Consider the following 22,448-nt stretch of genomic DNA (forward strand, 5'->3'; position numbering starts at 1 on the left):
TAACACGCAATCCGGTTATTAAGTCTGTTTAAGGTCTATTCTGCAATGCGCCTGCACCGGCTGTAAAAATATTCAGAGCCGTTTTGTGTACCGCTTGAGGCATTAAACCGCAAACTCCGCTCTCGACAGCGCATTTACCCAATTAGAACGGATGACGTTGTGAATAATGCTGCGTATATCCGTCTTCCAATCCAGGAACGGTAAAACCGTATCCTGTCTCTGTCCCTTTCCACTCTCTTGATTATTTAATGTATTACTTTATTGATATCCGTTATTGAATAGTTGGTAATATTATTAATAAATTCTATAGTGGTTTTTTAAATTTATATTGTATATTTAAATTTCATGCCCACTCACGGAAAGGGAATAAGCCAGCGAGATAACTAATCTATTGCATTAGTTATAAGTCACTTTACATATCCTGTATAAACAGCAAGTCGCTATTTTGCCTCCAGATAAATGAGTGTGGTAAATGCTCATGCTGTCCGAAAAATCAGTTTTTAAAATGATATGTCTCTATCAGGCAGGGGTGTTTTTTTCCAAAAAAACGTGAGGCAATCTGTTGTAAAAAAGTAGGCTTATTAACAAGGGGATATCGCTTTGCTCTCGCTCTTATTAAGAGGGGTGAGCAATCTTACAATTTAGACTGATTAGGTGAATTGGAGATAATGTGATGACGACCTATGAAAAGGAAATGCCTGCTGGAAAACTAACGATTTCGATCAATCAATCATCATTCAGCGCTGATGATATTTTTGATATTGCCCAGAGAGAAAACCCTAAACGGGCGTTTCTCTTTATCAGCAAAATACTGGGTCACCATATACCTGTTGCCCCCCATAAGACACGCAAAGCTTTTCAGGAACTGGTATCGCAGCTTCCTTCTGATATAGCGGGTCCCATCCTGTTTGTGGGTATGGCGGAGACCGCTGTTGCTCTCGCGTGTGGGATCTATCAGGAGGCCCGTAAAAAACACCCTGACAGTGTCCTGCTGCTGACGACACGCCATCCGGTCAACGAAAAAATGTTGTGCAGTTTTAAAGAAACTCATAGTCATGCGACAGACCATTTGCTGTTTTATCCACGCGAGCCGCAGATGCAGGCACGGGTGGATAACGCGCGGACACTGGTCGTGATTGACGATGAAACAACGACCGGGAATACATTTTTGAATCTGTTTGCTGCACTGGAAAACACCCGTGCCACGAAATTTAACCAGGTGATTGCCATCAATCTGTCGGACTGGAGTGATGGTGCCCTGGCCAATCGTATCAAGGTGGATTTTCTGTCGCTCTCCCTGCTTTCTGGCCGGTGGCACTGGCAGGAAAAATGGGACGCGCCACCGGTCACAATGCCTGACGTCAATGTATCGACGGCGGGGAAATTTAATCTGTCACCCCGCCAGGACTGGGGCCGGTTGGGCATGATGGAATGCCATTGTGAGATTGGCAGGCATGTTGAGGTAAAACCCAACGAGCACATTCTGGTCATCGGCACGGAAGAGTTTGTGTGGCCTCCCTTTCTGCTGGCGGAACGTCTGGAAGCAGCAGGGGCGAATGTACAATTCTGTGCGACTACGCGCAGCCCTCTGGCTCAAGGGTTTGCCGTCAGTTCGGTGTTTTCATTTGAGGACAATTATGGACAGGGTATTCCCAATTACCTTTATAACATCGGTCACCAGCATTATGATCGTATCATTATAGGTGCTGAAACCCCCCAGGGTTCAATTTCTCCCCGTCTGTTTGACAGGCTCAAAACTGTATCTCCTACCGTTGAGTGTCTTTATTATGAATAAACCCCTCTGCTTTGTGGATCTGGATGACACGCTTTTTCAGACGCAGGAAAAAATGGAAAAGCATGGATTGTCCGATCCATTTTGTGTTGCAGCCGTTAGCCAGGAGGGTATGCCGCGTAGCTTCATGACGCAGGAGCAATACCATTTTTTTGAATGGTTATTGTCATCAACCCATTTAATTCCTGTTACTGCACGCAGCACAGCAGAGTTAAGTCTTGTCGAGCTGGGATTTCAGTCATGGAGGATCGCTTCACATGGGGGTGTCATTATTACCCCCTCTGGTGAAGTGGATCCTGTATGGCGGAATAAGATGATGGACAGGTTGGAAAGGGGTTATTCAGCAGAACTGAAAGCTATGGCGTATTTTCTGACAGAAAGCCTGTCTGGCAATCCAGATATGGCAATAACACTGCACAAGGAATATGACAATAAGCTGCCGATTTATCTTTCTCTGAAAAGCCGGGAAGGGCTTTCATTCGAAATGGCAGAAGTCCTGATAGGGGACATGTATGCAGAATTTGATATAGGAAGATTTTACACTCACCACAATGAAAATAACCTGCACTGGATACCGAACTGCGTGGGTAAAGGGTCGGCTGTCAATTATCTGCTGGAAATGCTCAAGGAACAATCCGGTCAGTACCCCGTATTGGGATTTGCAGACAGTATCAGTGACTGTAGCTTTTTAAGGTACTGTTCATGGTTTGGTTATCCTGCGCATAGTCAGTTGGCGGGATGGATAGAGGATACCGTAGGATCCAGATAACACCCTGTCAGAGGACTGAAACCAGGAAAACAGATGTTTTCAAGGATGCGAAAAATATCGGCATGGGCCGTGGGACTCCCGCTGGCCCTGTTTGCCATCTACGTCTGTTTTGGGATGAATGCCTTTGTTTTGTCGGTTTCAGTGGTGGTCATTGGGTTGGTGGCCAAGGGGATCCTTGCCGACCTGTATCCCCAGGCACTGATACTGTCCGGTGGTGTGATTCTGCTGTCCCTCACTGCCTGTTTTTTTCCGCAGACGCCCCTTGTTGAATCCAGTACCGGCTCCAGGTTTATGGATGTTTTTGCCAGCGTCAGCAAGGTTTTCAGCAACAATCTCATGAGTCTGGGGCTCACCATTATGGTGATTGACGGGTTTGCCCGTTACATGCTGGAGATTGGTGCGTCTCAACAACTGGTCAAGCTCTCGGTCAAACCTCTCGGGGGGGTAAAGTCCGGATATGTTCTGCTGGGGTGCTGTTTTATTCTGATCCAGTTGCTGGCGCTTTTCATCCCCAGTCCTTCCGGCCTGTCCCTGTTGCTGATTTACACGTTGTACCCGGTGTTGCGTTCTGTGGGGTGCAGCAAAGGGGCGGTTGCCGCCGTGATTGCCAGTATCTGCATCAATTATGGTCCGGCAGAGGTGGGCACCATCCTGATAGCCGAACTGTCGGGGCATGATCTGATCGATCTCTTTTTGCATCAGCAGGTGCCTGTACTGGCGATTGTCTTTCCCGCTATCGGTGTGTTGCATATGGTCATGCAGCGCTATTGGGACAGACGGGAACAACCGGCTGCAGCAGACGACACCTATGACCTGGTAAATGATGCGCCAGCGCCCTGTGTGCCCCGTTATTACGCCGTGCTGCCTGTCATGCCGTTATTGATCCTGTTTATTTTCTCAGACATCGCACAAGGTTTTTTCTCAAGCACCCCAACATTTCATGTCGATATTATTTCCGCCATGCTGGCCTCTTTTTTCATGGCTTTTTTTATCGACAGTGTTCGCTCCCTGAATATCAAAGATTCAGTGCAGAAAGTGAATGTATTCTTTGAACAAATGGGGAAATCATTTATATCCATTGTCTCTGTTCTGATCTGCGCACAGGTTCTGGCGGAGGGGCTGCTTAAAATTGGCTTTATTGAAATACTGTTCAGCTATTTACCGGCGAGTGAGCACACACAGGTTTTGATGGTCGTGTTCTTCTCCCTGTTTATTTTTGTCAGCGCAGCGATCCTGGGCAGTTCGACAACATTCAATGCATTTGCCCCTCTGGCCGCAGAGATGGTCAGAAACAGCGGGGCATCCTCTGTCCGAACCCTGCTCTCCATGTACTACTCGGCAGGCTTTGGCCGGGCCTTTTCCCCCATCGCCGGGTTTGTCATCATTGTGTCCCGCGTCGTTGGCATGAAGCCTGCCGAACTCATCAAACGTAACGCGATACAGCTTGTGGCAGGCTATCTGCTCACCCTGATACTCAACACCTTGCTGGTGCGCTAATCGGGTTGCTTCGTGTCTAAAATACACTATTAAAATGAAGCGGTAACGGATGCAGGTAATTAAAATAGTCTGTGTACTATTTATTATTGAAAATCATCATGAGCACGATCTTTTTATCTGTTTAAAAGGGTTTTTCGTTCGGAAATATTTTTATGTAATATCTGTGGAAGGTTATATAAATAAAATTTAATGAATTAATTGTAGGCCTTTTTTGATTTTCTTTGTTTTGCAGCCGTGAACCATGATTGCTGTCACGCTATTGTGGTAATAACTCTATTACGTTTGTACACAGGCGGATTGGAAATAAACCATCCGTGACCTCCCTGATAAAAAATGACAATTAGGAGCCTGTTATGAACGCAAATGTCGGTATGTTTAACACGTTTCTCACCTGCCACTGGTTCAGCGGTGAAGCCAAAACAATCTGGTCGGATTTTAATACGCTGCAGGGCTGGCTGGATATTGAATCGGCGCTGGCCTGCGCTCAGGCCGAACTGGGCATGATCCCGGCAGATGCCGCACGGGTGATTGCACAAAAAGCCGATGCCGGGTTGTTTGATCTGGACAGAATCTCGCAGGGTATCAAGGAGACCATGCATCCGCTGGTGCCGTTTCTGCGTCAGTACGAAGAGATTTGTGGCCCGGAGGCCGGGGCATATATCCACTGGGGGGCCACCACGCAGAACATCATTGATGCCGGTGCCGTCCTGCAACTCAGAAAATCCCATACATTGATGATGAAAGGGCTGGATGACGTGTTAGGTCGGCTGGCGATACTGGCTGACAAAACCCAGAATATCCCGCAGGCCGGGCGCACACATGGTCAGCAGGCGCTGCCCATCACCTTCGGTTTTAAAGTGGCCGGGTGGCATTCGGAAGTGCGTCGGCACCGTGACCGCTTGAAGCAAGCCGCTCAGGAGGCGTTTATCGTCAGTATGGGGGGCGCGGTCGGGACGTTCGCCTCAATGGAGGGCAAGGGCCGGGCGGTACAGGTGAAGATGGCACAGGCGCTGGATCTCATTTCCCCCGAAGTGCCTGTGCGAACCGCCTGTGATTCACTGTCAGCGTACATCACGACGCTGGGGCTGATGGGGGCAACATTCGAAAAAATTGCCCGGGAAATCATTTTCCTGCAAAGAACCGAACTGGCGGAGGCCGAGGAAGGTTTTTACATTGGGAAGATCGGCAGTTCCACCATGCCACAAAAGCGTAATCCGCAAAGAGCAATGAATATCGTGGGGATTGCCCAGATGCTGCGCGCCAGAATGAGTCTGGCGGCGATGTCGATGGTGCGGATGAATGAAGGGGATGCCACACAGGAAAACGTGATGGACGTCCTGCTGCCGGAAGTCAGCATCTTTGCCGTATCCATCGTCGAAAACATGGCCACGCTGATTGCGGATCTGAGGGTAAGCGAAGAGAACATGAAGAAGAACCTGGCGATTACGGGGGGATTGATTCTGTCGGAATCCGTGATGCTGGCGCTGGCCCGGTACATCGGCAGACCGGCAGCACATCACACGATTTACAACGCCACGCTGGCCTGTGTCTCAAAGGGGATCACGTTTGAAGAGGCGATTAGGGAAGCGCTGGGGGAACAGGCACTGCCCGAGGGGCTCGATGTACAGGCGCTACTGGTTCCGGAAAGTTATCTGGGCGAAGCGGCAGACTGCGTTGCGCTTGAACTCGGACGCTGAAAAAGTCGATGCGTTGATATCAACTGCGCCGCCATCCACTGATGGAGGTTGTACACATGAAAACCGAACGTCATCAAAAAATTATCTGGCTGATTAAAAAGCAGGGTTTTGCCAAGGTTGTCTGGCTGGCTGACCGGCTGGATGTGACCCCGGAAACCATTCGTGCCGACCTGAATGAACTGTCGGCCAAAAACATCATCAGGCGCTGCCACGGTGGCGCGATGATGGATGTGGCGGATCTGGGGGACATTGCGCAGGAAGAAATCATCAAGTGCCTGACCTACGACACCTGGCGTTTTGACCATGATAGGGAAAACGAATTAATGAGTCATAAAGTATGCATTCTGGGGTCATTCAATGTGGATATGATCAGCTATGTGCCCCGGCTCCCCTTGCCTGGGGAGTCCCTGCTTGCCAACCGGTTTTTGTTTTCTGCCGGGGGGAAAGGGAATAATCAGGCACAGGCGGCGAGCTTTGCGGGAACACAGGTCCATTTTATTACCAAAGTGGGCTCTGACCAGTTCAGCGGTTACGCCATGGATTTTATTTCGACCTCAAGGATAAAAACCTCCACAATTTATCAGACGGACCAGCACCGGACAGGAACGGCCTCAATATTCGTTGCGGATGAAAATGGTGAAAATATTATTGCCATTTATCCTGGGGCCAATATGCATATATCGGCACAGGAAGTCAGGATGCAGGAGGATAAAATCAGAGACGCTGACATTATCCTGTTGCAGCTGGAGACGAACAGTGAAGCCTTGAATGAAATCATTGCCATAGGGAAACGGAATAATATTCCTGTCATGCTCAACCCGGCACCGTACAGCGATATTGTTGGAGAGCTTATCCCGCAGATTGATTATCTGACGCCGAACCAGACAGAGGCGAGTTTGATTTCAGGGATTGATATCACGGATATTGCCTCAGCACAGGCGGCGGCCCTGGCGATTTATCAAAAAGGGGTCGGCAAGGTCATCATTACGCTGGGTGAGCAGGGTTCGATGGCGTTTGACGGCAGGGAATTTATTCATTCCCCATCATTTCCCGCCGTTGTCAAAAACACGGCGGGTGCAGGGGATGCTTTCAGCGGCTCTCTGGCGGCTTCACTGGCAAAAGGAGAATCCCTTAAGTATGCCCTGTGCTATGCATCGGCCTTTGCTTCTCTGGCGGTAGAAACCAGCAATGCGTCTGAAATGCCGGAGGATGACAGCGTGCTGCGTCGTATCAAACAGACGGCTTATACCCAGACCGTGACGAGGTATATCGGGAAACCACAGGAAGCATAAATAACCGGGTGAGTGTTCACACCCCTGGCGGTCTTGATTGAACGTCATTAAACGATACCTCTGAGGCAGGAAGCGGGAATTTATTCTTTCCCCCCTGCGTACCCTATTTCTGAATGACTCAAATTCAATACGAGATTGAATGGAGGAGTTATGCCTATTAATTATAAAAAAATACTCATCTGGACATTGAGTATTCCGCTGGTGCTGATTGCCATTTATATGACGATGGGGACGAATGCGTTTATTTTGTCCGTCTCTGTGATGGTGGTGGCGCTAATTGCCAAAGGAATTATTGCCGAGATTTATCCGCAGGCGCTGGTGCTGGTTGGGGGAACGGTGTTGCTGATGCTGGCCGCGTTCCTGTTTCCAGAAACGGAGCTGGTCAAAGTCAGCACGGGGTCACGGTTTACGGATGTGTTTTCCAGTATCCGGACGGTGTTCAGTAACAGTCTGACCAGTCTGGGGCTGACCATCATGGTGATTGCAGGTTTTTCCCGCTACATGCATGAAATTGGTGCTTCCAAAAAACTGGTGGAGATTTCGGTGAAACCGCTCGGCATCATCAAATCCCGCTATCTCCTGCTGGGGTGCTGTTTCATCCTGATCCAGTTGCTGGCGATGTTTTTGACCAGTCCGGCAGGTTTGTCCCTGTTACTGATGTCTACGCTCTATCCTATTCTGCGCTCTGTGGGATGCAGCAAAGGGGCTGTGGCAGCCGTAATTGCCAGTATCTGTATCAACTATGGCCCGGCAGAAGTCGGTACTATCCTGATTGCCGAACTCTCAAAACGGGATTTATTCGATATATTCCTGAACAGTCAGGTTCCGGTGCTGGTGATTGTCTTTCCGTTTATCGGTGTGATGCACATGATCATGCAACGCTACTGGGACAACAAAGACGCGCTGGCTGGGGGAGACACGGGGCAGGATATGCTGGCAGAGGATGATAAACCCACCGCTGGGGTTCCTGTTTATTATGCGCTGTTCCCGGTGATGCCGCTGGTGATCCTGTTTGTGTTCTCAGACCTGGCGCAGGGGATGTTCCCGGAAGGGGTGAAATTCAAGGTTGATATCATTTCAGCGATGCTGATGGCGTTTTTCCTCGCGTTCTTCGTGGATTTTGCCCGTTCGCTGGATGTGAAAGTGGCAGCACAAAAGATCAGCTTTATGTTTGAGCAGATGGGGCAGTCATTTGTAACGATTGTCTCCATCCTGATTTGTGCGCAGGTACTGGCGGAGGGGCTGATTAAAATTGGTTTCATTGATACGTTGTTCGGCCTGCTGCCTGCGGGTGAGCATACTCACCTCCTGATCGTGCTGTTTTTCTCGCTGTTTATTTTCATCAGTTCGGTCGTGCTGGGCAGTGCCACGACATTTAATGCGTTCGCCTCACTGGCGGCAGAAATGGCGCAAAGTGGCGGGGTATCCGTGGTCAAGACGCTGATGTCGATGTATTACTCTGCCGGGTTTGGCCGGGCGTTCTCACCGATTGCAGGATTTATCATTGCGGTATCCGGCCTGGTTGGGCTGAAACCCTATGACCTCATCAAGCGCAATGCGGTGCAGCTTGCCAGTGGGTATGTATTGACCCTCACGCTCAATTATCTACTGGTGAGTTGAGACAACGCGGGGAAATTGAGTGATGGCCGGGGGCGGTTCCCCGGCCATCACGCTCCTGCGGTTATGCTGGTTTTGCCTACAGAACTTCTTTTCGGGAAGGGATAATAATGATGTTGAGATACGGGTTGTTCGGCAGTATTTCATCGATGATGCATGCCGGGTTTTTCAGCAGATAGCCATACAGCAGCCGGGATTTTCTTGGCCCGGTGACATGACAGGTCCAGATATTCAGCCCGTTGGGCTGCTTGCGATGCTGATGCAACAGCTCAAATTCTTTCTGTGCCTGCTGCCAGCTTCCCACCCTGAGATGTTCCTGTGCGTAACGCTGAAACAACCCTGGCGTTACCAGATAAAACGTATCGTCCACCGTATGAACCAGCGCACGGGCATCATTCACGATCAGCTTGCGTGACAGAATGCTGGCACGCAGCCATGTCATGAAAGGGGCATCCGAACCCCCGTCAGGTGTGGGAGGAACCGACTCGATAACAGCAGGCATCGATACCGTTGGTACAGGGGGGGCAGATTCAACGGATACCGGTTCAGCCTCAAGCATATCCGGTAACGGCAACAGCGCCAGCAGGTCATTAAGGGGATCGCTGGAGGTTTCAGGGGCTGCAACAGCAGAATGAGAAACCGATGCTGGAGCAGGGGACTCGGGGGTGAGTGCATCCGGGCTGACCGGCTCGCTTTCTCCCTGTTCAACCGCCACGATCCCTAAAAATTCCGCTGGCCGTTCCCCACTCTCCCAGATCAGTGCGGGAGCAAGTCGAAGGAAGGTAAATCGGTGTGACCAGCCATTGTCGCCCGTCACCCTGGCTGCCCAGATCGCTTTGCCCTCGGGCGTCGCCTGTGCAATCCCATGCTCCTGCAGCACGTTAAAGAGTGCGGTATTGCTCTCAGGGATACCGCTGATCCCCTGCGCCAGCAAATGGGCGCGTAACTTGTCGGAAACCGTCTTGCTGACCAGCCATAAGGCATCTTGCGTCAGCCAGCCGTCAGAGGCTTGCGGCTGGTTCAGTTTAAACTCGGCTCTGAGTAAAAAGCGCAGGCCATCCAGCAGCTTGCGTTGCAGTGCATGGCGGGGCGCTGCCAGTGCGCGTGCCGGGTCACCGCCCAGCGCCTGTGCGACCGATGCCTGGTCTGCCTTGATCACCAGGTCACCCAGCGTTCCAGCATGCTCATACTGCCCGGCCAGTACATACAGCAGCGACGGCCATAAGTCAGGAAACTGACTCAGCCAGTTGAGGATCTGGCTATCCAGCACCTGCATATAGAGCAGCCCGGTTGCCGCGCCGTGCAGGCGGTATTCACGGCCCTCACGATAGCGGAAACGGTAGGGCTGTTGCAGCGGTCCGTGCCAGGGGTGCCAGCCTGAACCATCCTCCTGTTCAACCTCCAGATCCACGGCAATTTTGCCAATATCGTGGAGCAGGGCAGCGTAGGCGACCGCCGCAGACCAGGCTTCAGACTGCGCGGCCTGTACCTCCGACGAGGTGCCAGAGGGTAACAGATGTGATTGGCGCAATTTCAGCGCATAGGCAATGATTTCCAGCCCGTGGTCTAGCATTCCCCCGGGGTAGGCATGGTGGTGAGCTTCAGAGGCCGGGAACTGCTGGACCAGGGAGGCGTAACGCTCAATAGGGGCCAGATAGAGATCGGCAAACTGGGGCCGGGAAACAGCGGTGCGCTGCCAGATATGCGCCAGCAGTTTCTCCCGCCGGGGCGTGGAGAGCAGCCGGTCAGCAGGCAGAGGAACCAGCATATCGCGCGGCAGTGGTGTGGTCATATTTGGGGCGGGGGCCTGGTGACGACGAAACAATGAAAGCATGGTGGTGCCTGTCTGTGGAGAGAATGCGTACACCAATACGCTGAGGCAATAATGAACTAAAGGATAAATAGGTTTCCAGCGATGACGGTTAAAGTCGCGCTATCATTGCGCGTTATTCAACCAATACGCTCCCTTTCACTATGTCTTACCACTCTGGTGCAACCCATAGCGTCAAGGACTCTGGGAGTCTGGAGCAGTCGATGGTGACTGCCGAAGGCCAGCGGATCGTCTGTACGCTGGATTACCACCGTTATACCGACAACGGGCGATTTGAGGTTATCCGCTGGACACTGGAGGGGGAAGGGGTTTCACCTGTCACACAGGATGGGAGGGTGAGTGACGCTGAGGATATTGTCCGGCTTAACCAGTACCACTTTAATGCCGAAGACCTGGTAACCATTAATGCAATGCACAGACGGGTGAGAGTCTATATTGCGATGTTGGAAAAGTGTGAGCCTGCTGTCAGTGATGCATGTCCAGCTCCACTGGTTGTCAATCAGACAGTCGGCTAAGAGAAGCGGACATAGCTGCCCCATGATTAAGGCTCTGGTGTCACAATGAACGCCTTTCTTGCAAAAACGACTATGACAAATGCTGCGAAATCAACCCGACATAGGTCAAAAAGAACCGGAAGAATGAAACAACAGCGGCAGGAATAACCTGCCGCATAATGATTAGTATGGCGTATTGTTAAGCTCCTGGTTCTTGCCTTTATGCTTATTCATCTGTAACGAGCAACGATTCAACCCGCGTTAGCGCCAAATTCCATTCGCGTTGAATCATTGACCACAGCTCATCTTCAAGCCACTTTTTCTCCGGGTTGCCAAACCAGTCTCCACTATGAGCAGCAATCCTGCCTTTGTAGCCACTACCTTGTCCCCATTCTCTCTGGCAACTAATCCAGAAATTTCTATCCTGTTTTAGTTCGTCGCGGAATGATGTTTGACCCATCAGTTGAATTTTAGACAGCAACTCGTCATAAGCTGTCTGAAGTAAGCGCTGGGATTGTCCAAGTAACTCGTTTGCTTCTTCAAGTTCAGGGGTTTCTGCCATGTTCTGGCAAATTTCAGCAAAACCCAAGACTGTAGAACTGAGTGATTGTACTGCTATTTTTCTTGCGCCATATCCCAAGTGATGACCGAAATTAAAGTTGTACCAGTCACCCTCCCGGTTTACAGAGGCTCTGACAGTTGCTGCGTAAGCGTACCCCAATTGCTCAATAAGGCTATCCTGAACATGCATATTCAAATGTTCAGGTAAGCGATGACGATGGATCCAGGTTCGCAGTTGCTGTGCCGCTTGAAGAATGACTTCCTGAGTTTGCGCCTGTTCATAGTTTTGCAGGAGGGCATTGGCGTTACTGATGATTTCACTCAACTGATGGCTGAAAGACCGACGTACGTTATCCAGTCTTTCTGACAGAAATACTTGGAACAATGCTGGATCATCTTGACGAGAGTCAAAAAAGCCGACTGCTAGTTCAGATAAACTAAGAGGTGCCAGGCTCATGGATATTTGTTCATGCTTCAGTTCATAACCTTCTTCTGCATTTTCAACTCTCATCCCCATCTCATCTTTTACTTCAAGAGATTCACCTGAACGTGGGAGTACTAGTAATGCTGCCTTTTGGATAAGACCGCGAACACCTGCATCTTTGGCTCGTTCTAGGAGTAGTCTGGCTTCCGCTGCAGGTGCATTATTAAAGCCAGAACAAAGAATAGCTAGCGTATGAGGATCATCAAGCAGGCATTCGAGGTCCGCTCTAGCTGCTGTACGATCAATACCTTTGGTATCTATAAAGCGTATTGACAGGTTATCAATCGGGAGCAGGTGTTCTGGTACAATTACTTCAATACGTGCTGGAAGTGTAAATTCAGGATGACGACCATTATTAACTTCCTCAAATGTGTCTTTTAACCAATTAAGAGGCTGTTTTCCTGTGCTGGCATCGTACCAAACATCACGGCGGTCACGGCGGGGAAGCTCCATTCTGGACAGAATTTCGACAACAACCTCGCGGATGCTGTCATATCCCTTTGCAAGCTCTTTAGCTTGATCGTGGCGGACAGTTTTTCCATCCTCTCCTTTGCTTTTACTGATTCGTAGTCCGGCAAGATTACGGATAGCTCTCTCAATTTCTTTTGAAATTCCCTGCGATTCTTCTCCGCCCCCCCCTTGGGTACCTGTTCCTCGAATATATTCTGCAAAATCGGTGACATGAGCGCGAATAACGTCATCTAGGCATGGTTCGATAAGAAGACCGTAACTAGGGCCCTGACGAAGGTGTACTTCACAAACTGTAATGCCACCAGCACCAGCCTCAAGTACTGGAGCCAAGGGGAGCGTATCAGTGATGGAGACCTCAAGACCGGTAAGTCTACAGATTGCAGTGGATTTACCAATACCAATACTGCCAATAAATGCTACTTGATGCTCACGTTTGAGTAACAAGTTTGCCGAAGCCTTCAATTCATCTACGTAAGTAGATAGGCGGCGTTCGAAGGCATGTTTGGTGTCGGGTTTTTGGGCTAACTCCATAAGTTGCTTGGCAACTTCTTCTGCTGACCACAAAAGATCCTGATCGGGATGGTCAAGGCTTGGGCGCTCGATTATCTGCCAGTTGCGTTCAAGAATTGTACGAAGACGCAGGGCTTCAGGTGTGGCAATAGCTTCCAATAGCATCGATAGTTCCCCCGACTCTACGGAGCGGTCTCCACTTTCAATACGAGATAAGACGGCTGCACTCCACGTTACCCTGCGGGCCAGCTCGGCTTGCTTAATGCCAGCACGTTCACGGACTAGTGTTAGATACTGACCCAGTTCAAGAGGGGAAATGTTCGTTGTCATGTTTACGCTCCATTTTTCAACTTATGAAATGATGCAGCAACGTTTCTTAAATATCAACAAGAATTGAAGAATCATCTCTGATTCATTGTTAGACTTGGCCTGCTCCCAATTGATTAACACACCCTAGTGTTAACAACGTCCGCTTCACGCACTGAACCGACCATCAAATCTGATTGAATCCAGAGTAGAAAGAATTTCAGCAAAAATGCCTTTTCACCTTTTCGGATAAGGCCTTTCCCCTTGTTCCCCCTTCCATTCTCCCCTTTTGCGCTTTTCCCTTTTGGTCGTCATGTTGAAAGAAAATAAGCATACAGTTGACATGGTAAGGAATATTCCTTACATTTAAAGTGTGAGTAATAAAAAAGAATCAGGAGTCCCGCCATGTCGACTATTCATGAAATTGCCACACTGACTTCCAAGGGCCAGGTGACGCTCCCTAAACCTATCCGCCAGGCGTTGGGTGTTGATACGGGTGGCAAGATTGCTTTCGACCTGCGTGATGGGCAGGTGGTGGTCAGTCGGGCGGATGAACATGAAGACCCTGCTATCGGTGCCTTTCTGACTTTGCTCGAAGCCGATATCCGTACCGGGCAGCATCTCCAGTATTTACCGCTGACACTGGCAAAGAGCATGGTGGCCCACCTTCAGCATCCAGTGGATCTGGACGACGAGATTGACGGGGACGTGGTGCTCTGATGCAACGTCATGGATGGACACTGCTGTTCCATGACGCTATTGTGGAACAACTGAACAAATTGCATACAGCGGCACAGCGTGCAGAAAAGCAGGATCCGGCAGGTTATACGGAAAACGCCAACGTCAAACTGTTTCGCGCCCTGAGTCATCTGATACTGGAGGTTGTGCCAGCAGACCCTGCCCGTGATGAGTACCGCCAGGGAAACACGATGGGCGCGGCCTACCGTCACTGGCGCAGAGCCAAAATCGGACGGCGCTTCCGTCTGTTCTACCGCTACGACTCGACCGCGAAAGTCATCATTTTCGCGTGGGTCAATGATGAACAGACCCTGCGATCGGCAGGCAGCAAAACTGACCCGTATGCCGTATTTGAAAAGATGCTCGGACGTGGTAACCCGCCCAACGACTGGAATGCGCTGATGGCTGCCAGTCGTGCAGAATGGACCACCGTAAAAAAGGATAGTGCGACAAAAGGAGAAAAGTCATGAAGAAAACACGTTCAAAAACCAACCGCGCAGAACGCTTTGGCCGTCGTATGGGGAACCTTTGGCGGTCGATGAAGCAGAAAGAACGCGCTGCGGTGAGCTGGATGACCCGTAAAGGGGTTCCGGCCTGGCTGGCAACGGTGACACCGTGGGGCGTTAAACTGCTTGTGCTGGGGGTAACGTTTTATTTCGCGTCCTGGCTGGTGGTGCTGGTTGCATTGGCCGTGATGGGGATATGGCTGTTGGAAAACAATGAGCCGGATTTTGATGTTCTTTTGGAGGCCCTTTCAGATGAAGAAGATGGACCGCCAGAATTCCGAGAGGATTATGACGGTTTTGGTTGGTATGATAAAAATGGTTTGCGAGTCGATATGAAGGGACCTGACGAACCCTGATATCGACCCGGTTACTTTATTTCACCCCTTCTTTGAAACCGGTTACGGCATCCTTTGCGCCATTGATCATCATCCCTCCTCCCTTTGATCCAGCAGCTTTTGCATCAACCGTAGCAGCGTTTAATCCACTTAAAATATTTCCAGTCCGAACGCCAGCCCAGCCCAGTGCCGCTACCCAAAATCCAGGCAGGATAATAAACATTGTCGCCATCACAAAGTTCAGCAGAACATCCGCATAAGCGTTGTTCAGCCCAATAAATGGGTTGAAGTTGGTATGAGGCGAATCCCAGCCAAAAAGCGCATCAAGGATAGTGCTGTCGATCCAGCGTGCCAGTTGGAACCAGAAATCCACAAAGAAGAGTGCAAACTCCACGCTGCTGATCGTGACCACCGTTTTAAGGTCATAGGTGCCAAACAGTAAAACCAGCGGGATCGAGATCACCAGTGCCATTTTGAGAAACGAGAGCACCATCGGCAGCGCCTGACGCACTGCATCCATCGCCGGGAAAAAACCGATAGCGCCGACTGCGATACCCACATCAGCGGCAACCCGGGTGGTGGCATTGAAAGGCGTCCAGCCAATCTGTCCGCCATAATCGGTATAGGCCTGCCCCTGGTTCATTTCCTGCTGGCGGGGTGAAGCGAGTGCCCGAATGATAGTGTCATCCACCTCATTCTTTGACAGGAAACCGGCCCATTTTCCGAAGCGGTCGAGCAGATCAGGATTCACCTGTTCCAGCAAACGGGAACGCAAACCCTGGCTGCCGTCCGACCACCACTGCGTACAGGTGGGATAACCGCCCCCACTGGGCACCTGTGTCAGCCCGGCATCCCGTGTCGCATCATAAGCCCACTGTGGGCGGGGCGTGCGGGAATGGTAGGTATCATAGAAACCCGCAGTGTTCATAAAATAGCTTGAACCAATCCAGGTGACATCATTCATCTCACCTTCCGAGAGCTCTGGCCGACCCATAAAGAGTTTGGCGCGAGACGGGGCGTAACAGTCACGAGTAAAATCCGCGACCTCCTGTGCCAGCACCGGGTCGGCAATCCGGGTACTGTCGATATCCATCCGCATCTGACGCAAATCGGTGCCGCAGGGAATGGAAGCGACTGCTGCGCCGGTGATGGCCTTGGAAAGTGAGTGCATGAAAAACCACCATATCGGCACCATCGCACTCTGGTTATTGAGTGTGGTGAAGGCATTCGACCAGTTCGTGTCGGCAGGCATCGGCACCTGAACCTGGCACTGTTTCGAGCGGGTATCGTCAAACTTGAGCGTACTCAGATCCACCGGAATAAAGGGCACCCCGGCGAAGAGGATCACCACAATCGCGACCCACACACGGTTTTCAATACGCATGGAGGAGAGCACGCCCTTGTTACCTTCGTCTGCACCCTCGGCACGGGCTTTTAGCCATTCCTGCAGAATAATAGCGAGAAAGGGCAGTGCAAAGACGCCGCTCGCGACCAGCACCTGCCAGATCCCGTTATGGATCACCCAGCCGACCAGCGACAGGTAATATTCCAGATAATCGGTGGTATAAAGCGTCATGGTGTTACCCCTGCAAAAGCACGCTGCCTTCGAGCAGCACAACGGTCAGAAGCGCCGCCACTTCGGCTCGGCGCAGACGGGCGCGTATGGCAAGTGAAGATTCCCGCTGGTAGAGACGCTGGCGCATCCGGATCCAGCCATAGCCTATCGCGCCATACAAAAAGCATCGCCAGACCAAAAAGCCAATCTGATGGGCCTGTAGCCAGTCCTGCCAGCGGGGGATATCCCCCAGCCAGCGGATACCGAGCAGGTTGATGGCAACGGCCCCGACCAGGATCAGGCCCGTCCAGCACAGATGACGCACCCCGCGCCGCTGCCAGAATGCCGGGAGGCGCATCATGGGGTTTTACCTGTATCGGGTTTCTGGATCTGCTCCAGCCGGTTGCGGGTGTCCCCCTGGTAAATTCCGCTGGAACCCGCTGCACGCTGGCTGTGGCGCTGAATAATCGCCATTGCGGCGTTTCCGGCCAGCTCACGCCGTAGCGACAGCTCGGTTTTAAGGTTATTGATTTCCTGCTCCAGTGCGGTGTTCTCCTGTCCGACCGCCTGCAATGCCAGCTCATTGGCGGCGATATTGGGTTCTTTCATTCCGGCCAGCAGGGTGCGCTGCAACAGCAGGGCTTTTTCCAGTACGCTCGACAGTGCTGCCTCAGAGGCCAGCCGTTTCCCCAGCACATCCTGATCAGGCTCATCACGCAGCGATTCAATGACGCCTCGGGTGATGGGGAGTGAGGTACTGCCTGCCGCTTCCAGATTGGCTAATGTTGTGGGCTTACTGCCAGAAACCAGCTCCTGCAGCGCTTTCAGTTTGGCCTCAAACTCTTCCTGGATCAGCGGAGTCAGGCCCACGCCGGGCGTGGTCTGGGTTTTAGTACAGCTTTCACAGGTCCGCTGTTCGCGCTCGCCCAATACTCGGGTCGCCCAGGCGGAAGCGGCCTGCGGTGATGACCAGGTCTGGCAGGAAAGACGGTTGCCACAACTACTACTGTCAATCGTGGAGGTATCGGTAGGGCTGCGGCTATTGAGCAGGTTATACCCGGCGCGAGTGACATCATTGACCACCTTGATCGCATTCTGCCCGGAGCCACCGGCGTTATTGCCCCCGACCCACGGCACCCCATCATTGCCCCGGCGGTTTTCACTTTTCTCGATCGCTGACACGGCATCCAGACCCGATTGCGAAACGGCCTGTTTCAGGGCCATGCCTTCGGCCAATTTTCCCCAGCCAAGCTGCCCCCCGGCCATATCCGCCATCTTGTCCGCCATCGCCCGACAAGTCAGTTTTGAGCGGTCAAAATCCAGCCTTGCCTGCAGAATGCCGTTGGTGAGCAGGTTATAAAGAGCCGGATCGGCACGCTGAATAATCAGCGCAGGGAGTGAGGCTACGGCACTGGTGGCACTCTGGATCACATTGCCCATAATCGATTGAAACCCGTTGGTAATCCCGTTCAACTGGTTTTTAAGGGTGGTATTGATGTCCATATCCCCGCAGATCAGATTGCTGTTCCAGCCAGCACCGACGCTCAGGCTTTGCATGTTGCCTGCACTGCCCATCGAGACTGCCCGGCCACCGCCGATGCTGTAGAGCACATCATCCCCAATCACGCTGCCGCTGGCACTGACCCCGGTTTTATCCAGCGTCAGTTCTGCCGAGGCTGTCCCACAAAGCAGCAGGGTACTCAGTAACAGATAATGAAACCGATTCATGGTATTGCTCCTTAAAAATCCACACTGCCGAGAAAGGTCTGACCCCGACGCTGGCAGCAACTGTAAGGACGCCACAGCGCCCAGGCGTAATCCTCCCGTTCGGCCTGCTGACGTGGCTGGGTATGGGGAAACACGGCACAACTGTTGGAGAGTTTGGGTGTCAGCTCCTGCCATTTGCCGGATTTAGGCTCACTTTCAAGCAGTGCCCCGGCAGGCCAGTAACCGGCGCTGGAGTTGGCCAACAGCGGCTGATACACATGCGGCTGTCCCCAGCGGGTCACGATATCGCCTGCACGCTGGGCGATAACGGCCCCGGCCTTGTAGCCATCCACCTGGTGCAGGAACCCCCCACGGGGATAGACATTTCCCCACAGATTGACGGTGCTGCGTGCGCCGATTTCACGCATTCCGGGGATCAGCGATTCGGGATACAGTGCTTCGGGGAGGGTATAGCGCCAGGCAAGCGTATCCAGCGTGCTTAACAGATAGGGCATCAGCGGAATACCCGCACCGGGACAGGCATAGCCGAATTGCCCGGCAAAGCCCATGAAGACCGCACTGCCCGGATGACCGATCACATCCGAATTCCTGAACGTAGCAATGCTGTTCTCATTGGATTGATTGGTGGTGTTGTTGCCACCAGACAGGGCAGAGGGGTTGGCTGCACTCAGGAGTCTGACTTCCATCCAGGGGTTTTCCCCGGTATTGGCATAACTGGAGACGACTGCATCCGGCACGTAATGCTGGACTTTGATGGAGGTACGTATCCGGCAGCCTTTGGCGTTGCACTGCAACCAATAGCAAATGCCGATCACCCGGTAGGCCAGACAGTCCAGTGATGCCAGCGACGAAACAATCGTGGCGGTGTTGAGTGCGAGAGCGGAGCCCATGTAACCCAGCAACAACAGGGCACTACACAGACGACGCCAGGATAAGGAGCGCTTCATGGCTGCTGCCTCCGGTAGGTAGCGATCCGAGCCTGGGCTTTGGCGACATCGGCCTCGCCATACACCACATAGCGCTGATCAACGACGACGGCGGGGATTTTACGGACATTCAGTTGCCAGGCATCAGTGACACCCTGGTAGGCCGTAGCCAACTCTTTCTGTAGAGAACTGCCGGGTTGCAGACGCTTTTCCAGCAGTCGGGCAGCACGCTCGGGGTCTGCGGGTAAATCCTTTGAAAGGATGGCTTCAAGACGCCCGGGCGCATCCAGTTCAATCAGACGGTCATAGGCTCCGGTAACCGGATGCTGCCGGTCAGTAATGACCCAGGTTTCGGCGCAAACAGGAAGGGTAAAGAGAAGCGCCAGCCAGCAAAGGTGTGCCGGGCGGATGAAAGTAACAGGGGAAGTGTGCATGTCATACCTGCTGAGTGTTTGAAGTTCAGCAGGTAGTTGACCTTAAAATGCAGGGAGACCGCGACAAACAAACCGGTTCTACAGCGTTCCGGTTTTGTTAGGTGGAAGTAAGATGGTTTTTGCCTAACCTATGTTTCGTTATCTGCAAGGCAGATTATAAATAGAGCAGATAGCACAGGGCTTTTCTCCTTATATCTTTGTGGTACATTGATATTCATCAATAACACATATGAAAAATCAAATGTGTTATTGACTTTGATCTTGAGAAGCATAAGATGATTTTCAGTACCCTGTTCTGGAGCCTGGATGATGGCACTCACGCCGTTACAGCTGTTCAAAATCCTGTCAGACGAAACCCGTCTAAATACTGTCTTGTTGTTGCGTGAGTCTGGTGAGCTGTGTGTTTGCGAGCTGTGTAATGCGTTGAATGAATCTCAGCCCAAGATTTCCAGGCACCTCTCAATGCTTAGAGAATCTGGACTTTTGCTGGGTCGTCGTGAAGGCAAGTGGATCCACTATCGCTTGTCACCTCATATCCCTGCCTGGGCTGCGAGTGTCATTGAGCAGGCGTATCTCAGCCAAAAGGATGAAATTGTTTTACTGTCGAGAAACTGTGCGGCGATGAGTGGTAAGGCAGTCTGCTTTTGATGAACTAAAAAATTTAGCTAAACACATATGTTTTTTCATATGTAAATAGCGAAACGTTAATAAAACCGTGGGAAGAAATCAATGAAAACGCTCTCAGTGTATGACCCGGTACTCTGTTGCAGTACCGGCGTGTGCGGCACCGATGTTGATCAGGCATTGGTCACCTTCTCTGCTGATGTTGATTGGCTCAAAAAACGCGGTGTCCCTGTTGCACGTTACAACCTCGCCCAACAGCCTATGGCCTTTATCGACAATACGCTGGTTAAAAATTTCCTCGAAAACTCAGGGGCTGAAGGCTTGCCGCTCATTTTGCTTGATGGCGAGCTTGTCATGGCAGGGCGTTACCCTACCCGTGCTGATCTGGCTCGCTGGTGCAAACTGCCGCTGGAAATCTCCGGCATCGCACCGAAAAGCTGCTGTGGTGGCGACACGTCCTGCTGTTAATCAACGTGTGGAGGGAAGGTCATGAAATTCTTACAACATCCACCGGTGTTTCTCTTTTTTACCGGGAAAGGCGGGGTCGGTAAAACGTCCATTTCCTGTGCCAGCGCGATTACCCTGGCGGATGCCGGTCAGCGCGTCTTGCTGGTCAGCACCGATCCGGCCTCGAATGTCGGCCAGGTGTTTAATCAGCCTATCGGCAACCAGATTACCGCGATCGCAACCGTACCAGGACTGTCTGCGCTGGAAATTGACCCGCAGGCAGCGGCTCAGCTCTATCGCTCCCGTATCGTTGACCCCGTCAAAGGTCTGCTGCCAGAGGCGGTGGTTCGCAGTATCGAAGAGCAATTGTCAGGTGCCTGTACCACTGAGATTGCCGCGTTTGATGAGTTCACCGGTTTATTGACTGACGCTGCACTGCTGAATGATTTTGACCATGTGATCTTCGATACGGCGCCTACCGGGCATACCATCCGTTTGCTGCAGCTTCCAGGGGCCTGGAGCAGTTTTATCGACAGTAACCCGGAAGGTTCTTCGTGCCTGGGCCCGTTGGCCGGTTTGGAAAAACAACGCGACCGTTATGCCCAGGCATTACAGGCCCTGTCCGATGCAGCAAGAACCCGCCTGATCCTGGTGGCCAGGGCACAAAAATCAACGCTCACCGAAGTCGCCAGAACCCATCACGAACTGGCACAGGTCGGCTTACGCAATCAGTTTCTGGTCATCAATGGGATATTGCCTGAAGCTGAAGCGCAGGCGGACAAGTTGGCTCGTGCCTTGTATTGGCGCGAGCAACAGGCGTTGAGTGAATTACCCGATGTCCTCACGGCTTTGCCCAGAGATGATTTGATGCTGCAACCGGTGAATATGGTGGGGGCTGATGCGCTGCGCCAACTGTTAGTGCAAAGCGAAGCCCGTAATTCATCAGCACCTCATAGGGTCGAAGTATTCACCGAATTACCCACACTGTCCTCTCTGGTTGAGGAGATCGCCGCCGATGAACACGGTTTAGTCATGCTGATGGGAAAAGGTGGCGTGGGTAAAACCACTTTGGCCGCATCGATTGCGGTAAAACTGGCTGAGAAAGGGCTGGATGTTCACCTGACCACCTCTGATCCCGCCGCGCACCTGGAGAATACCTTACATGGGCAACTGCAAAATCTGACCGTCAGCCGGATTGATCCTCTGTCTGAGACGGAGCGTTATCGTCAGCATGTTTTATCCACCAAAGGCAAGGATCTGGATGCGCAGGGCAAGGCGTTATTGGAAGAAGATCTCCGTTCCCCCTGTACCGAGGAAATTGCGGTCTTTCAGGCTTTTTCCCGCGTGATACGGGAAGCGGGTAAGCGCTTTGTGGTGATGGACACTGCACCGACCGGCCATACGTTGTTGCTGCTGGATGCCACCGGGGCCTACCACCGTGAGGTCGCCAAACGGATGGGGGAAAAAGGTCATTACCTGACGCCCATGATGCAGTTGCAGGATGAGAAACGCACCAAAGTATTATTGGTGACGCTACCTGAACCGACACCGGTACTGGAAGCCGCCAACCTGCAGGAAGATCTGCGTCGGGCAGGCATTGAGCCTTGGGCATGGGTGATCAATAACAGTCTGGTTGCTGCGACCACTTCATCACCGTTGTTGCAATTGCGTGCATCGCATGAAGTTGAGCAGATAAAAAAAGTCAGAGACTCACTCTCTTCACGCCTGGCCCTCGTTCCGTTGCAGGAAGAAGAACCGATCGGCATTGCGCGGCTGAGCCATCTGGCTGACGGCGTTTAACTTATCATTTTTCCGGGTAAGAGTGCGCTCTTAC

The 22,448-nt window shown here is 51.8% G+C and carries 20 protein-coding genes; 13 read left to right on the top strand and 7 right to left on the bottom strand.

The annotated features are described in order from the left end of the window. Positions 1-670 precede the first annotated feature (670 nt). The 6 genes from ACX9GT_RS10690 to dcuC (ACX9GT_RS10715) all read left to right on the top strand — a co-directional run bounded on the left by ACX9GT_RS10690 (position 671) and on the right by dcuC (ACX9GT_RS10715) (position 8,667). Positions 671-1,795: a phosphoribosyltransferase domain-containing protein gene (locus tag ACX9GT_RS10690; protein ID WP_473191040.1), complete on the top strand. Its 1,125-nt coding sequence runs from the start codon at positions 671-673 to the stop codon at positions 1,793-1,795. Next, a complete protein-coding gene (locus tag ACX9GT_RS10695) occupies positions 1,788-2,561 on the top strand; it encodes a hypothetical protein (protein WP_473191041.1) in 774 nt (257 codons plus the stop codon). Before ACX9GT_RS10690 ends, ACX9GT_RS10695 begins: the two co-directional genes overlap by 8 nt. A 33-nt stretch (positions 2,562-2,594) precedes the next feature. Continuing rightward, positions 2,595-4,058: a C4-dicarboxylate transporter DcuC gene (gene dcuC, locus ACX9GT_RS10700; protein WP_473191042.1), complete on the top strand. Its 1,464-nt coding sequence runs from the start codon at positions 2,595-2,597 to the stop codon at positions 4,056-4,058. 353 nt (positions 4,059-4,411) lie between these two features. Further along, positions 4,412-5,755 (top strand): class-II fumarase/aspartase family protein, encoded by a 1,344-nt coding sequence (locus ACX9GT_RS10705; protein WP_473191043.1) that lies wholly within the window; start codon positions 4,412-4,414, stop codon positions 5,753-5,755. Positions 5,756-5,811: 56 nt separating this feature from the next. Continuing rightward, complete coding sequence (locus ACX9GT_RS10710) at positions 5,812-7,047, top strand: ribokinase (protein ID WP_473191044.1); 1,236 nt, start codon at positions 5,812-5,814, stop codon at positions 7,045-7,047. 150 nt (positions 7,048-7,197) lie between these two features. Then, positions 7,198-8,667 (top strand): C4-dicarboxylate transporter DcuC, encoded by a 1,470-nt coding sequence (gene dcuC, locus ACX9GT_RS10715; RefSeq protein WP_473191045.1) that lies wholly within the window; start codon positions 7,198-7,200, stop codon positions 8,665-8,667. A 76-nt stretch (positions 8,668-8,743) separates the two neighbouring features. On the opposite strand, the gene mobH is transcribed toward dcuC (ACX9GT_RS10715), so the two are convergent. After that, positions 8,744-10,498: a MobH family relaxase gene (gene mobH / locus ACX9GT_RS10720; RefSeq protein WP_473191046.1), complete on the bottom strand. Its 1,755-nt coding sequence runs from the start codon at positions 10,496-10,498 to the stop codon at positions 8,744-8,746. A 200-nt stretch (positions 10,499-10,698) separates the two neighbouring features. Between mobH and ACX9GT_RS10725 the strand changes: the two genes are divergently transcribed. Beyond that, entirely contained in the window at positions 10,699-11,010 is a 312-nt protein-coding gene (locus ACX9GT_RS10725; protein WP_473191047.1) for a hypothetical protein, read from the top strand. 205 nt (positions 11,011-11,215) lie between these two features. On the opposite strand, the gene ACX9GT_RS10730 is transcribed toward ACX9GT_RS10725, so the two are convergent. Next, entirely contained in the window at positions 11,216-13,345 is a 2,130-nt protein-coding gene (locus ACX9GT_RS10730) for a helix-turn-helix domain-containing protein (RefSeq protein WP_473191048.1), read from the bottom strand. 381 nt (positions 13,346-13,726) lie between these two features. Between ACX9GT_RS10730 and ACX9GT_RS10735 the strand changes: the two genes are divergently transcribed. From ACX9GT_RS10735 to ACX9GT_RS10745, 3 genes are read left to right on the top strand one after another with little or no spacing between them, the layout of a single operon-like run. Next, complete coding sequence (locus ACX9GT_RS10735; RefSeq protein ID WP_473191049.1) at positions 13,727-14,041, top strand: type II toxin-antitoxin system PrlF family antitoxin; 315 nt, start codon at positions 13,727-13,729, stop codon at positions 14,039-14,041. After that, positions 14,041-14,529, top strand: a complete 489-nt coding sequence (locus tag ACX9GT_RS10740) for a type II toxin-antitoxin system YhaV family toxin (RefSeq protein ID WP_473191050.1) — start codon at positions 14,041-14,043, stop codon at positions 14,527-14,529. The genes ACX9GT_RS10735 and ACX9GT_RS10740 overlap by 1 nt, the downstream gene beginning before the upstream one ends. Beyond that, positions 14,526-14,921 (top strand): DUF3742 family protein, encoded by a 396-nt coding sequence (locus ACX9GT_RS10745; RefSeq protein ID WP_473191051.1) that lies wholly within the window; start codon positions 14,526-14,528, stop codon positions 14,919-14,921. Before ACX9GT_RS10740 ends, ACX9GT_RS10745 begins: the two co-directional genes overlap by 4 nt. A gap of 16 nt (positions 14,922-14,937) precedes the next feature. On the opposite strand, the gene ACX9GT_RS10750 is transcribed toward ACX9GT_RS10745, so the two are convergent. Genes ACX9GT_RS10750 through ACX9GT_RS10770 form a run of 5 tightly spaced genes read right to left on the bottom strand, consistent with a single transcriptional unit; the run spans position 14,938 to position 19,543 of the window. Next, a complete protein-coding gene (locus tag ACX9GT_RS10750; protein ID WP_473191052.1) occupies positions 14,938-16,476 on the bottom strand; it encodes a conjugal transfer protein TraG N-terminal domain-containing protein in 1,539 nt (512 codons plus the stop codon). Between the two features lie 4 nt (positions 16,477-16,480). Continuing rightward, positions 16,481-16,816, bottom strand: coding sequence for a hypothetical protein (locus ACX9GT_RS10755; RefSeq protein ID WP_473191053.1), 336 nt, complete (start codon positions 16,814-16,816; stop codon positions 16,481-16,483). Continuing rightward, on the bottom strand, positions 16,813-18,183 hold the full coding sequence (locus ACX9GT_RS10760; protein WP_473191054.1) for an integrating conjugative element protein: 1,371 nt from the start codon (positions 18,181-18,183) through the stop codon (positions 16,813-16,815). Before ACX9GT_RS10760 ends, ACX9GT_RS10755 begins: the two co-directional genes overlap by 4 nt. Positions 18,184-18,194: 11 nt before the next feature. Further along, a complete protein-coding gene (locus ACX9GT_RS10765; RefSeq protein ID WP_473191055.1) occupies positions 18,195-19,130 on the bottom strand; it encodes a TIGR03756 family integrating conjugative element protein in 936 nt (311 codons plus the stop codon). Continuing rightward, complete coding sequence (locus tag ACX9GT_RS10770; protein WP_473191056.1) at positions 19,127-19,543, bottom strand: TIGR03757 family integrating conjugative element protein; 417 nt, start codon at positions 19,541-19,543, stop codon at positions 19,127-19,129. Before ACX9GT_RS10770 ends, ACX9GT_RS10765 begins: the two co-directional genes overlap by 4 nt. A 306-nt stretch (positions 19,544-19,849) precedes the next feature. Here ACX9GT_RS10770 and ACX9GT_RS10775 point away from each other — a divergent pair, with 306 nt between their 5' ends. From ACX9GT_RS10775 to arsA, 3 genes are all read left to right on the top strand, one after another. Beyond that, entirely contained in the window at positions 19,850-20,191 is a 342-nt protein-coding gene (locus tag ACX9GT_RS10775; RefSeq protein ID WP_473191057.1) for a metalloregulator ArsR/SmtB family transcription factor, read from the top strand. An 81-nt stretch (positions 20,192-20,272) separates the two neighbouring features. After that, on the top strand, positions 20,273-20,635 hold the full coding sequence (arsD, locus tag ACX9GT_RS10780; protein WP_473191058.1) for an arsenite efflux transporter metallochaperone ArsD: 363 nt from the start codon (positions 20,273-20,275) through the stop codon (positions 20,633-20,635). Between the two features lie 21 nt (positions 20,636-20,656). After that, entirely contained in the window at positions 20,657-22,414 is a 1,758-nt protein-coding gene (gene arsA / locus ACX9GT_RS10785; protein WP_473191059.1) for an arsenical pump-driving ATPase, read from the top strand. Positions 22,415-22,448 lie beyond the last annotated feature (34 nt).

This window comes from Serratia sp. YWN4 (assembly GCF_055790845.1).

Excerpts from the sequence above, each read along its gene's own strand:
- ACX9GT_RS10695 (WP_473191041.1), top strand. The coding sequence starts at position 1,788 with ATGAATAAACCCCTCTGCTTTGTGGATCTGGATGACACGCTTTTTCAG.
- dcuC (WP_473191042.1), top strand. The coding sequence starts at position 2,595 with ATGTTTTCAAGGATGCGAAAAATATCGGCATGGGCCGTGGGACTCCCG.
- ACX9GT_RS10705 (WP_473191043.1), top strand. The coding sequence starts at position 4,412 with ATGAACGCAAATGTCGGTATGTTTAACACGTTTCTCACCTGCCACTGG.
- ACX9GT_RS10710 (WP_473191044.1), top strand. The coding sequence starts at position 5,812 with ATGAAAACCGAACGTCATCAAAAAATTATCTGGCTGATTAAAAAGCAG.
- dcuC (WP_473191045.1), top strand. The coding sequence starts at position 7,198 with ATGCCTATTAATTATAAAAAAATACTCATCTGGACATTGAGTATTCCG.
- mobH (WP_473191046.1), bottom strand. The coding sequence starts at position 10,498 with ATGCTTTCATTGTTTCGTCGTCACCAGGCCCCCGCCCCAAATATGACC.
- ACX9GT_RS10725 (WP_473191047.1), top strand. The coding sequence starts at position 10,699 with ATGGTGACTGCCGAAGGCCAGCGGATCGTCTGTACGCTGGATTACCAC.
- ACX9GT_RS10730 (WP_473191048.1), bottom strand. The coding sequence starts at position 13,345 with ATGACAACGAACATTTCCCCTCTTGAACTGGGTCAGTATCTAACACTA.
- ACX9GT_RS10735 (WP_473191049.1), top strand. The coding sequence starts at position 13,727 with ATGTCGACTATTCATGAAATTGCCACACTGACTTCCAAGGGCCAGGTG.
- ACX9GT_RS10740 (WP_473191050.1), top strand. The coding sequence starts at position 14,041 with ATGCAACGTCATGGATGGACACTGCTGTTCCATGACGCTATTGTGGAA.
- ACX9GT_RS10745 (WP_473191051.1), top strand. The coding sequence starts at position 14,526 with ATGAAGAAAACACGTTCAAAAACCAACCGCGCAGAACGCTTTGGCCGT.
- ACX9GT_RS10750 (WP_473191052.1), bottom strand. The coding sequence starts at position 16,476 with ATGACGCTTTATACCACCGATTATCTGGAATATTACCTGTCGCTGGTC.
- ACX9GT_RS10755 (WP_473191053.1), bottom strand. The coding sequence starts at position 16,816 with ATGATGCGCCTCCCGGCATTCTGGCAGCGGCGCGGGGTGCGTCATCTG.
- ACX9GT_RS10760 (WP_473191054.1), bottom strand. The coding sequence starts at position 18,183 with ATGAATCGGTTTCATTATCTGTTACTGAGTACCCTGCTGCTTTGTGGG.
- ACX9GT_RS10765 (WP_473191055.1), bottom strand. The coding sequence starts at position 19,130 with ATGAAGCGCTCCTTATCCTGGCGTCGTCTGTGTAGTGCCCTGTTGTTG.
- ACX9GT_RS10770 (WP_473191056.1), bottom strand. The coding sequence starts at position 19,543 with ATGCACACTTCCCCTGTTACTTTCATCCGCCCGGCACACCTTTGCTGG.
- ACX9GT_RS10775 (WP_473191057.1), top strand. The coding sequence starts at position 19,850 with ATGATGGCACTCACGCCGTTACAGCTGTTCAAAATCCTGTCAGACGAA.
- arsD (WP_473191058.1), top strand. The coding sequence starts at position 20,273 with ATGAAAACGCTCTCAGTGTATGACCCGGTACTCTGTTGCAGTACCGGC.
- arsA (WP_473191059.1), top strand. The coding sequence starts at position 20,657 with ATGAAATTCTTACAACATCCACCGGTGTTTCTCTTTTTTACCGGGAAA.